We start from the raw sequence: 9,161 nt of genomic DNA on the forward strand, positions 1-9,161 counted from the left end.
TTGGGTTGTACGGCTCAGGCCAGCCATTCCGAGGGGTCCAGCGCGATCGGCTTCTCGGCGCGTCTTGCTCCTGTCTTGTCCTGCAACGCGTCAAAGCCCTGCGCGTCGAGCCACGCGTGCCAGCGCTCCAGGGCGTTGCGCTTGACCTGCTCGCCCATGGCTTGGAAGTAGGTGCGCTCCAGTTCGCTGGTCGCATGGTTGAGCAACAGCTTGCCCACCAGCGGATCCACGCCAAGGTTTGCCCATATAGAAGGCGCGAGTTTGCGCAGGTCGTGACTGGTCCATTCGCCAGCGCCGTAGCGGGTGAACACGGCAAAGGCCTGACTACGGGACATGGGTTGGCCGGCACGCACAGACGACGGGAACAGGTAAGCCCCCTCATACCCTCTCGCCTTCTGGCTCTCTCGGTATCGCTCCATAAAGGCCACGGCTTGCGCGGTCAGCGGCAACACATGGTCGCGCTTGGATTTGGTATCAGTGCCGGGAATGAACCACTCCCCCGCTTCCAGATGGATGTTTTTCCATTTGGCCAGACGGGTTTCGGTGATGCGCGTGGCATGGGTCAGCATCAGCACCATCAGGGCAACGCCGGCCGGATCCGCCGCAAAAAACTCAGCCCACTCAGCCAGCAGATCCACCACGGCGACATGACGCAGACGCGCGCCCTTGGGCCGGATCTTGGCCTTGGTGAAGTTGCCAAACGTGATGCCCGCCATCGGGTTGATGGTGATCTTCTTGAGGGTCAAGGCACGGCTAAACACCACCTTCAGCACGTCCAAGGTCGACTTGACGTAGCCCAGGCTGTACTCCGCCTGCATGTGCCACACCAGATGGCGATCGAGGGTATCGGGGTTGAGTTTGCACAGCGGCAATTCGCCCAGGGCGGGCAGCAACTGGCGGGTGATCGCCGACATCGAGGACGCCCGGCGCTCACTGGACAACGCCCGGTCAGCCTTCAGGCGTTCGACATACCAGTCCAGCACCTGGCCGACGCTCTCCCAGCCATCGACGGTGGCCACCGCTGTCGGATCAGCCATCAGCCGAGCCATCACCCCGGGCACGTTGTCGATCATCAGCCGGGCCGGCACGTCGGGCCAGTTCGCGGCCTTACGCCACTTCCCCCCCTTGTCATACCGCACCAGATGCCAACTGCCTTTAGTGCGGTCGTTACGGTAACGAAAACGCAGCGGGTGTCGCGGGTCTTTGAGTTCATCAATGTGCGGATCTGCAGCGTGCCGCTTGATCACCGCATCAGAAATAACGACTGTGAGTGTTGCCATGGTGCGTGCCTCAATGGTGCCCACGGCCATGCCGGCGGGCGGCGTTGTCTTTCTTCAGGCAAAGCAAGGCCAAAGGCGCAGCAATGCCCGGGAATGGATGGAATGGATCGGGAGCAGCAGAACCGACGCGTTGCGCGTCAGCCGTAACGGGTTATTCGGGCAGACCGGCCTGCCACAACTTCGCGGCCACAGGGGTCAGCGGCTTGGCGAACATCAGGCAATGCGCGCCCGGGGCATTCCAGCCACCGGCAAACTGGTAACCAGCCAAGTCGCCGCCCTGATCCATTCGCGCACGCTGCTCGGGATTGAGCGAGGCCGGCAATTTGCCCAGCTCCGTCTCGACATGGATGGCGAACCCGAGGGCATCCCCTACGGCGTAAGGGCTGGCCCCATGAAAGCCAGAAAACAAAGGGTGAAAATTCATTGGATCCCCAGAACGGTTTCAATGGTTGCGCGCGCCTCGGCGAGACGACTGCGATAGGTTCTTAAACTCACGCCCAAGGCTTCCGCCTTTTCAAACTGGCCGATGCCGTCCTGCTCATAACCAACGATCTTTCGGCGAAAAACGACAGCCCACCAGTTCGCGCCGTACTCCAGGCGCAGCACGTCAGCGCGCAGCGCATCGACAACGAACATGCCCAGCACGGCCGCTTCAATCTTGCTTTCGAGGCCATCCACCGGGCCGCCTGATGGGCCGGAGCCGCCGAAAAAGATTTCGCCTTTATTGTCGATGAGCTTGGCGAGCATGGACTTGCCACTGGTGGTGCCGCCGCTTTCCGGCCAGCTCCAGCGCGCCCATAGTTCCAAGGCGCTATCCAGACGGTTGTTGCCTTTGCGTCTCGCCATAAAGCCCTCTTTAGCCGCCGGCTTCGGGCGTCAGCTTGTAGCCGTTGCGATACCCGCTCTTGCAGGCCGGGAACTTGAGGCCGCTGGTACACACTGCCAGCCCGAAAGCGTACTCGGCGCGTACACACGCCTTGCAACCTAGCGCGCGCAGCTCCTGGCCTTCGACGATTCTTGCCGGGTCACCGTAGGCATACCCGGGCAGGGCTTGGCTACGCCCGACCATTGGCCAGCTCTCCGAGCGCCGCGCGCACGCTGCCATTGCGCGCCAGATACGCCATGCAGGCCTCGGAAAGCGCCTCCAACGGTTCGCGCACATGGGAAAACCCGGCATTACCATCCGTGACGATCAGGTCACCGAGGCGAATGCTGACCGAACCCGAAGGCCGGCTATAGAGGTGCCACACAAAGCCACCACGCTTACGGATTTCATCCGCTTCCAGCTCGCTCAGACAGTTGGCAATCACCAAACCGTCCACCGGTGCCGGTTTGCTTTGGTCGTCGGCCGGGCCATCCAGAAACGCGCGCAGAACCTCCAGACGACGCCCTACGTTTTTCTCGCTGGGGGTGGTCATGGCAAAAGCGGCCAAGCGCGCCTTACCACATAAAACAAGGCGCTCGGCGATTTCGCTACGCTCTTTCGGGTGGCCGCCAGACAGTGCAATCAATAACAAGGAATTCCCCTTGGGCACGCCATCAGCGGCGCGCCACTTCTAATTTTTCTTTGCGCACAGTCATCAAATAGTTATGCAGGGTGGCAGGCGACTTGTCCGCCCCCTCCTGGCTGGCCAGCTCTATGGCGGCTCTCATTTCCTCGACCGTCGTATTGGATGCACACCAACGACGGAACAAAGATTGGATATAAGGGTCTTTGCCTTGGTCCTCGGGCATTTGCGCCTCGGAGATGAACCACAGGCGCCACTCATTGGCGACGAGGGGCAACGGCGAAGCCGGCAAGAATGCTTGGAAGTCCGTAAGCGTTACGCGTAACGATGAGTTAGGTTCGGGTGGCTGATCGAGGCACAGGAAGCCGTCGGCCGCGAGATAAGTCATGAACACACTTAATTCAAGCGGGCCTATCTGCAACGCCTCACGCCAATCACTGCCGGCCAGCTCGACGATGCCGGCGGCACGCGTGGGACTGGCGGCGAACTGCTCCAGAAACTTGATTAAGCGGGCGAACCCAACAACGCCAAAACGCTGCTCGACCTTTAGAACGATCGGCAACGCGGAGAAACCGGACGGCAGGCTAAGCCCTGACATTCTTCACCCTGGCCTTCATCACTTCCAAGGCGAACGGCGCATAAATGCCGTTCCAGTCAACGACACCGCCGGACTTGGAAAGAATGTTCATGCCGGCGTTGAAAGACGGTCGCCGCTCTTTGCGATACCACGAGGAAACCGTGCGCGGCTCTTCTTCGAGCAGAGTGGCAACGGCGGTGATAGCGCCTAGGCTCAACTTGCCCGGCACCGCCACACCACCGACGCTTTCAATCCACTGATTTAGTTCCACGGATAGAGTCCATTTACACGAATTGTGGAATTCTATTTCGACCGCGTCCCATTACTCAAGCTTTTTTTCGCAGTATCTACACTTAAAGTGTATATTTCCTCAGGTTACGGATAATATCCATCTATTGCCAAGGCGTGAAAACTCACGGCGCCGAATGAGAGATTGCGCATGTCTGAATTAATGGAAATTGTGGCCAAACGGATTCGCAAGTGTCGCCTAGAAAAGGGCTGGACACTGGAGGAGACGGCCGCGAACCTAGCCCGCGCCTCAGGCGAGCCGTTCGGTTACTCCCGATATTCAAACTGGGAGCAGGCCGCAAGGATGCCACCGGCCGAAATGGTCTTACTGCTAGCAAAGGTCTTCGGCAAAAATCCTGCCTGGATCAACGGCTACACCGAGACGGATAGCCTTAACGCAGTTTCGTCGGACTATCTGACCGCGAACCCTACGAGCATTCAGACCAAGAAAGGGGCCATCCCGCTGCACCAGGCCACCGATAACACGGCCTTTAACGTGCGCTACCTTAAGCAGCGCAGGCTGAATCACAACAAAATGCTCTGCATCAAACAGATTGATTCCAGCATGGCTCCGCTGATCGACATAGGTGACGAACTACTGATTGACGGCGATTTAACCACCGTTGGCGGCGCTGATTTGTTCGGCATTGTTGTGGCTGGAAATGTCTGGATTCGCTGGATTTGCCCCGAGATAGACGGCACCTTCACCTTAAAGGCCAGCGACATCGAGCAGTACCCTGATAGCAAATTGACAGCCGAAGCTGTTGCCGAGCTGGATATTTTGGGGCGCGTTGTGCGCATATCCCACGATAGATAGCAAAACCGCCCTTAGTCTAAGGGCTTTTTTATTGCTCGGTTTTACACTTTGTGTGTAATATGCCACGCATCTTAGGAAAGGTAGGTTCCCCCATGCAGCAAGGTAGCGAAGTTTCCCACACCCCCCCGCAGCCCATCAGCCAAATCGGCGGCGCAGTGGCCATTCAGCGCCGTCGCGTAGTCGCGATTACAGAAGTCCATTCGCTGGCAGGATCCATGCAAACCACAGCCCTGTATTGCATCGACCAGGGGCACGTCACCATTGAACACATGGAACAGATGGCCGACCTGCTTGGGATGCTGCGCCGTCAACTGGGCGCGCTACGCCTCGACCTTTCCAACTAACACCCCTCCCCGTTATTTCGCAAGGAAGCGCACCCCATGAATGCCCGCGTCCAGATCCACGGCGAGGAAGTTATCGGCTACCCGGGACAGAACCTGTCGGACAGTGAACTGTTCGTCTTGGTCAAGACCGCCGAAGGCTTCCCGACACCGGCTATCGCGAGCGAGCTTCAACTTGATGATGCCGGCATGCGCATGGTCGAGCGCAACATCCTCAGTAAGCTCGGCGCAAAGAATAAGGCGCACATGATCACTCGCGGCTTCACCCTCGGCGTACTGGCCCCGCAAGCGCTGTGCTTCATGCTATGCCTGATCGCCGTCATGGAAGTTGACACCGATTTTAACCGCCCACGCTCCCAGCGCCGCAGCCGCACCCTCACCGAGTTTTCGCGCACTGTGCGCACCTCCCCGGCATCAGCCGGCGGCCCACCTTCCAGGCACATCCTCAACGTCTAACGTTTTCGTTATTTCGTTAAATCGTTAATTCGTTATTTTCTTGATCCTTGGCCCGGGGGCGACATATACTCGCCCAGCGTTAACGAATTGACGAATTGACGAATTAACGAAAAGGATTCTTACCGTGGCATTGATCGTAGGCTTCGCAACTCAAAAGGGTGGCCCTGGCAAATCCACCGACGCACGCGGCACCGGCATCGGTTTCGCGCAAAACGACTGGTCGGTAAAAATTGCCGACTTCGACCTCAACCAATCGACCAGCACCATTTGGCAGCAACGCCGGTTGCAGCGCGGCCACCAACCGCAGATCGACGTTGAACAGTTCGGTTCGGTCGCGCACGCGCTGGCCCAGGCCGACAATTACGACGTGATGATCTTCGACGGCGCGCCGCGTGCCAGTAAGGACACCGCCGAGATGGCCGAAGCCTGCGACCTACTGGTCATTCCGACCGGGCTTTCGCTTGACGACCTAGACCCCGCCGTCAAACTGGCCGACGCGCTGCACCACAAGCACGGCATCCCCGTCGAGCGCATTGCTTTCGCGCTGAACCATGTGGGTGACAGCCTCGCCGAACTTGAAGAAGCCCAGGAATATTTGAGCCAAAAGCCCTACCACGTCCTCGACGGCCATTTGCCGCAGAAGGTCAGCTATAGCCGCGCCATGGACATTGGCCTGTCAGTGATCGAGGTATCGCACAAAGGGCTGCGCGCACAGGCCGAACGTCTGATTTCCGCAATCATCCAGCGCGCGACTGCGTTACAATCAAATTAACGCATTAACGCATTAACGCATTAACGCATTGACGAATTGACGAATAAAGGAATGACGCTATGACTGTCGAAGCCCCAAAACCACCCCGCAGGAACTCCACCAAAGGTGATGCACCGGCCTCCCCTATAGCGGCCGCCGCCCTAGTCAAAGCCGGACACACCCACCAGGCAGCGCCGGAAGATTTGGTAACAGCCAATTTCAAAGTTGAAGCCGCGTTTAGGCACGACATGAAGATGTTTGCAGCCATGCACAAGATGAGCATGGTTGCCGTACTGCGCGAAGGCTTTGCCTTACTCAAGGCCTCCAAACAAGCGCCGAAATAGCCGCCGGCCACCAACGCAAAGCCCCGCACTCGGCGGGGCTTTTTTGTGTCCGTGTGACGGGTAACGCGCTTACTGCTCGACGGCAAACAACCGAACACCCACCGCGTCGGCAAACTTGGCCAAGGTGTCCAGGCTCGCCCAGGTGCGCACCGGCTCACGCTGCGAACGCACGGCCAGCCAGTTCGAACCCGGGCCACCCAAGCGGAAATAGAACGCCCAGCGTTCGCCGTACTTACTGGCCTTGGCCTCGCGCACTGCGCCATTCCTGACCAGATCCAGCAGTTGCCCTTCGTCGTAGCCTTTGCGCTTCATTCCTGCCCCGACCGATCCGCCCGAAAGGTCAGCGACGACGGCGCCAGGTAACGCACCTGGCCGCTGCGCTCTTCGCCATCCGGCAGTCTCACGCGCACCCACACCGCCGCCTGTGCCGCCGGCAGTGCATGCGGAAAGCTCAGTTCAAACAACCCTGGCATGGTTTCGCCCAGGGTGACGCTGACGTCGGCGGACGGCTCGGCGCCGTCCTCCTGGATAAACGACAGTCGCGCCGGCCCCACATATGAATAAGCCACTCGATTCTCCAACCAGGTCACCGCCCAATAACCCGGAAGCGTACCAGATGGCCGGCGCGTTACGGATAACGCTTCGATCATTCGAAACTCACCAGTTCGCCCGGCTCGGTCTTGTCAGCCAACATCTGCCGCGTGGTGCCGCACGGCGTGCCGTCCTCTTCGGTCAGCGGCTTGTCCAGTTCGTCGGCGGTCAACTCGCGCACGTCATCGAGGTCGAACGTCTCCGGCATCCCCGAATGCCCTTCACACAATTCAAGCGCCTGCTCGGGGGTGTGCGCGGCATACACGTCATGCTCCCCGACCCAGAACGCCCGCAGCGGTGCGGCCGCCGGCACGTCGCCGAGCAGATCCACCGTGACCCATACGCCACGGCCCAGCCAGCCGCCTCGCCGGGCGGCCTGCAACCGGGCGCGCAGCGTGATCGACGGCTCAGCGCCCATCATCGGCGCGTCGAGGGCGTCCGCGCTCACCGGGCGGACATCGGCCAGCCCGCAGTCAGAGGCCGCCGCGCTGTAGGCTCGGGCCATGGCCAGCGCCTGCTCGGCGTCTTCGGCGGCGAAAACATTTCGCTCCCCCTCCCACTTACCCACCCAAAAGGCCAGCAGCGGCCGGCTCGGATCACGTTCAAGGCACACGGTTACGGCGTTTGCAGACATGGGTGAATCTCCTTCCATCAGTAGGTTGTGACGCGTCACGCCGCGTCGTATTTCGCCGGCATCGGCCGCACGCGGCCCGCTTCGACGTAGCGCACACGCCGGACATGCTCGCGGCCGCGCCAATGCCGCTCGCCGAACACCAGCACTTTCACCCGGTCGCCGGGCATCGCCTTCAAGACGTGGCACGGCATGGCGTAGGTTTTCGTCCAGCGGCAAACGTGCTGGCAAATCAGTTGATGCGTGGCATTGACGGCGGTCATTTCCGGCGCGGTGGTCATGGCCTGAATCCCCCTTACTCGCCTTGATTGGCCAGCATGTTCAGACGCTGGTACGACGTACCCGGGATGCCCTGATAGGGCAGCGGCTGGGCGTCGGGTGACAGCGCGGCGGTGATCGCCTCGTCAATGGTCAGGCCGTAGCCCTCGTACAGCGGCCGGGCGGCATCGTCGTAAACCTCGGCATGCCAGCCACCCTCATGTTCCGGCGTGAGGGCAATGCGCCGCGATTCCATCAGTTCAATCAGCGATTGGTTGGACTTGCTCATAGGTTGAATCTCCCTCTCTCAGTAAGTTGTGACGCGTCACGCGCCGGACTTGGCCAGAAGAACCGCACGCACCCGCTCGGCCTCGAGCAGATCCTCGCCCTGCTGCGACAGCTCCCACAGCGCCGGGCTGCGCTGGACGCGGATCAGCAGGCCCAGTTGCGTCAGCAGGTCGAACCAGTGGCGGCCGATATCGGCGCCCTGGTTGTCTTCGGCGCACGCCCAAAAGCGCTGCAGCTTGCTGACGACCTTGGCCGCAAACGGCGCCGGCTCGCCGACAAACTCGGCCTCATGCAGTACCGCCGGATCGGCGACCTTGGCCATGCGCGCGCACTCACGCGCCCATTCGTCGCGGGTGTAGCTACCCGCGCCGTTCAGCATGCGTTCCATTTTGCGGCTGAAGTAATCGACATCGAGGCCGTGGCTGTTTTTCATCGCGTTGAATCTCCCTCTCTCAGTAAGTTGTGACGCGTCACGCGCCGTTCAGTTGGGCCAGACGGCGCCGTGTTGAATGTCGGCCTCGCGCTCGATGATTTCGCGCACCAGACGCACGTCCCACGCACACACGCCCAGCAGCAACGCCGGCAGTTCGTCCAGGCGCTTACTGCCGGCGGCCAGACACTGGCGAATCTCGACCAGCGTTGTCGCTTGGCTGATCGCGCGCAGGATCTCGTCGGCCGCCTCTTTCACCACTGGCTGCAACAGCAGCTCGGTCAGGTCGTAGGGTTCGCGCACGGCGTGAACCTCCTTTCTCAATGGGTTGTGACGCGTCACGCGGCGTCGGTGTCGGCAGCGGCGCGACGTTCGGCGGCTTGGTTGTTGAACAGCTCGGCCACCCTGTCCGCCTCGATCACCGTCAGCGTCGCGGAGCAGGTATCGCAGCCGAGATAAAACAGGCACTCGACGTCCGAGGTGTTGAGTCGACCTTGCTGCACGGCGGAGCGGTTGACGATGGAATTTGCCCAGGTCAGTTCGGTGCTACCGCATTCGCGGCAATGGGTGATGCTGAAGGCTCGGGGGGTCATGGCGGGGC

Annotated in this window: 20 protein-coding genes; 5 read left to right on the forward strand and 15 right to left on the reverse strand. The window is 60.5% G+C overall.

Going from position 1 to position 9,161, the window contains the following annotated elements; genetic code table 11:
- Positions 1-14 precede the first annotated feature (14 nt).
- From FGA82_RS17825 to FGA82_RS17855, 7 genes are all read right to left on the reverse strand, one after another.
- A complete protein-coding gene (locus tag FGA82_RS17825; protein ID WP_141128065.1) occupies positions 15-1,280 on the reverse strand; it encodes a tyrosine-type recombinase/integrase in 1,266 nt (421 codons plus the stop codon).
- Positions 1,281-1,431: 151 nt separating this feature from the next.
- A complete protein-coding gene (locus tag FGA82_RS17830) occupies positions 1,432-1,704 on the reverse strand; it encodes a hypothetical protein (protein ID WP_141128066.1) in 273 nt (90 codons plus the stop codon).
- Positions 1,701-2,126, reverse strand: coding sequence for a hypothetical protein (locus FGA82_RS17835; RefSeq protein ID WP_141128067.1), 426 nt, complete (start codon positions 2,124-2,126; stop codon positions 1,701-1,703). Before FGA82_RS17835 ends, FGA82_RS17830 begins: the two co-directional genes overlap by 4 nt.
- A 10-nt stretch (positions 2,127-2,136) precedes the next feature.
- Positions 2,137-2,349, reverse strand: coding sequence for a hypothetical protein (locus tag FGA82_RS17840; protein WP_141128068.1), 213 nt, complete (start codon positions 2,347-2,349; stop codon positions 2,137-2,139).
- Positions 2,336-2,797 carry a hypothetical protein gene (locus FGA82_RS17845; RefSeq protein ID WP_141128069.1) on the reverse strand — a complete coding sequence of 154 codons (462 nt, stop codon included), beginning with the start codon at positions 2,795-2,797 and terminating at the stop codon, positions 2,336-2,338. Before FGA82_RS17845 ends, FGA82_RS17840 begins: the two co-directional genes overlap by 14 nt.
- 22 nt (positions 2,798-2,819) lie before the next feature.
- Positions 2,820-3,386, reverse strand: a complete 567-nt coding sequence (locus FGA82_RS17850; RefSeq protein ID WP_141128070.1) for a hypothetical protein — start codon at positions 3,384-3,386, stop codon at positions 2,820-2,822.
- Positions 3,373-3,636, reverse strand: coding sequence for a hypothetical protein (locus FGA82_RS17855; protein WP_141128071.1), 264 nt, complete (start codon positions 3,634-3,636; stop codon positions 3,373-3,375). Before FGA82_RS17855 ends, FGA82_RS17850 begins: the two co-directional genes overlap by 14 nt.
- A gap of 168 nt (positions 3,637-3,804) precedes the next feature.
- Here FGA82_RS17855 and FGA82_RS17860 point away from each other — a divergent pair, with 168 nt between their 5' ends.
- The 5 genes from FGA82_RS17860 (at position 3,805) to FGA82_RS17880 (ending at position 6,362) form a co-directional block, all read left to right on the forward strand.
- Positions 3,805-4,470, forward strand: coding sequence for an XRE family transcriptional regulator (locus tag FGA82_RS17860; RefSeq protein ID WP_141128072.1), 666 nt, complete (start codon positions 3,805-3,807; stop codon positions 4,468-4,470).
- A gap of 92 nt (positions 4,471-4,562) precedes the next feature.
- Positions 4,563-4,814, forward strand: a complete 252-nt coding sequence (locus tag FGA82_RS17865) for a hypothetical protein (RefSeq protein ID WP_141128073.1) — start codon at positions 4,563-4,565, stop codon at positions 4,812-4,814.
- Positions 4,815-4,850: 36 nt separating this feature from the next.
- Positions 4,851-5,267 carry a LuxR C-terminal-related transcriptional regulator gene (locus tag FGA82_RS17870; protein WP_141128074.1) on the forward strand — a complete coding sequence of 139 codons (417 nt, stop codon included), beginning with the start codon at positions 4,851-4,853 and terminating at the stop codon, positions 5,265-5,267.
- 124 nt (positions 5,268-5,391) lie between these two features.
- Positions 5,392-6,039: a ParA family protein gene (locus FGA82_RS17875; protein WP_141128075.1), complete on the forward strand. Its 648-nt coding sequence runs from the start codon at positions 5,392-5,394 to the stop codon at positions 6,037-6,039.
- 59 nt (positions 6,040-6,098) lie between these two features.
- Positions 6,099-6,362 carry a hypothetical protein gene (locus FGA82_RS17880; protein WP_141128076.1) on the forward strand — a complete coding sequence of 88 codons (264 nt, stop codon included), beginning with the start codon at positions 6,099-6,101 and terminating at the stop codon, positions 6,360-6,362.
- 69 nt (positions 6,363-6,431) lie between these two features.
- On the opposite strand, the gene FGA82_RS17885 is transcribed toward FGA82_RS17880, so the two are convergent.
- The 8 genes from FGA82_RS17885 to FGA82_RS17920 form a co-directional block, all read right to left on the reverse strand.
- Entirely contained in the window at positions 6,432-6,674 is a 243-nt protein-coding gene (locus tag FGA82_RS17885) for a hypothetical protein (RefSeq protein ID WP_141128077.1), read from the reverse strand.
- Positions 6,671-6,931 (reverse strand): hypothetical protein, encoded by a 261-nt coding sequence (locus FGA82_RS17890; protein WP_141128078.1) that lies wholly within the window; start codon positions 6,929-6,931, stop codon positions 6,671-6,673. The genes FGA82_RS17885 and FGA82_RS17890 overlap by 4 nt, the downstream gene beginning before the upstream one ends.
- A gap of 77 nt (positions 6,932-7,008) precedes the next feature.
- A complete protein-coding gene (locus FGA82_RS17895) occupies positions 7,009-7,587 on the reverse strand; it encodes a hypothetical protein (protein WP_141128079.1) in 579 nt (192 codons plus the stop codon).
- Positions 7,588-7,622: 35 nt separating this feature from the next.
- On the reverse strand, positions 7,623-7,865 hold the full coding sequence (locus FGA82_RS17900) for a hypothetical protein (RefSeq protein ID WP_249384260.1): 243 nt from the start codon (positions 7,863-7,865) through the stop codon (positions 7,623-7,625).
- A gap of 14 nt (positions 7,866-7,879) precedes the next feature.
- Positions 7,880-8,131 (reverse strand): hypothetical protein, encoded by a 252-nt coding sequence (locus tag FGA82_RS17905; protein ID WP_141128080.1) that lies wholly within the window; start codon positions 8,129-8,131, stop codon positions 7,880-7,882.
- A gap of 36 nt (positions 8,132-8,167) precedes the next feature.
- Entirely contained in the window at positions 8,168-8,563 is a 396-nt protein-coding gene (locus tag FGA82_RS17910; protein WP_141128081.1) for a hypothetical protein, read from the reverse strand.
- A gap of 48 nt (positions 8,564-8,611) precedes the next feature.
- Complete coding sequence (locus tag FGA82_RS17915) at positions 8,612-8,863, reverse strand: hypothetical protein (RefSeq protein ID WP_141128082.1); 252 nt, start codon at positions 8,861-8,863, stop codon at positions 8,612-8,614.
- 35 nt (positions 8,864-8,898) lie between these two features.
- A complete protein-coding gene (locus tag FGA82_RS17920) occupies positions 8,899-9,153 on the reverse strand; it encodes a hypothetical protein (protein WP_141128083.1) in 255 nt (84 codons plus the stop codon).
- Positions 9,154-9,161 lie beyond the last annotated feature (8 nt).

Origin of the sequence: Pseudomonas fluorescens (assembly GCF_005938625.1) — a bacterium.
GTDB classification, from domain to species: Bacteria; Pseudomonadota; Gammaproteobacteria; order Pseudomonadales; family Pseudomonadaceae; genus Aquipseudomonas; species Aquipseudomonas fluorescens_BD.